The sequence below is a fragment of the Fructilactobacillus sp. X2R6C1 genome, assembly GCF_059901295.1.
In genome coordinates this window covers 1-248 of record NZ_JBWXUZ010000064.1, presented here as the reverse complement: position 1 = coordinate 248, position 248 = coordinate 1, and the positions used below count along the sequence as shown (strand labels likewise).

Here is a 248-nt window from a genome sequence, read left to right as displayed (position 1 = left end):
GTGCTTACCGATACTAGTGACAAGGGTGCTCACATCGTTGAAAATATCGTCAAGTCAATCAACAAACACATCGAAGATTCTGATAAAACCATTAATGACTTTGTTGGAATTGGAATGGGAACACCTGGAACGGTAAATCGTGAGAAGGGTACGGTTTCAGAAGCTTTCAACCTTAACTGGAAGGATGAACAACCAGTTAGAGAATTAATTCAAAATGGGGTTGGGTTACCGTTTCAATTAGATAATGA

1 protein-coding gene is annotated in these 248 nt (G+C 39.1%); it reads left to right on the top strand.

From position 1 onward, the window contains the following. The coding region (locus tag AC6UDF_RS07375) for an ROK family protein (protein ID WP_500724239.1) at positions 1-248 on the top strand (248 nt) is incomplete at both ends.